The sequence below is a fragment of the Dyella sp. SYSU CM1112 genome, assembly GCF_058216415.1.
On the sequence record NZ_JBZEGI010000095.1, the window covers coordinates 1 to 297 of the forward strand.

The 297-nt window shown below is 57.9% G+C and carries 1 pseudogene; it reads right to left on the reverse strand.

Annotation, left to right across the window (positions count from 1 at the left end):
- Positions 1-297, reverse strand: a pseudogene (locus tag AC4HNJ_RS21775) (homoserine O-succinyltransferase MetX); the annotation flags it as partial.

Consider the following 297-nt stretch of genomic DNA (forward strand, 5'->3'; position numbering starts at 1 on the left):
AGCGCAAGGAACCGCTCAAGATCGAAACGCTCGACAAAGCGTCGTCCTGCGTGCTCGAAATAATCCTCGACCGGGAAGTGGAAACGCCCATCACGATAGTCAGGCGCACTTGCGAAGCGACGCGCAAATTCTTCATTGCCACGGTAAGTAGTCATTGCCAGCTGACGGGCCAGTGAGAGCGCTTGTTCAATCTGACCAGTCTCCATGCCAAGCCGAAGAATCTGCCGCTGGATGGCGCGCTGCGCGGTCGCCATCGGGTGAGCGCGATGTGCGCCCGCAAGTAATACCAGCTTATCC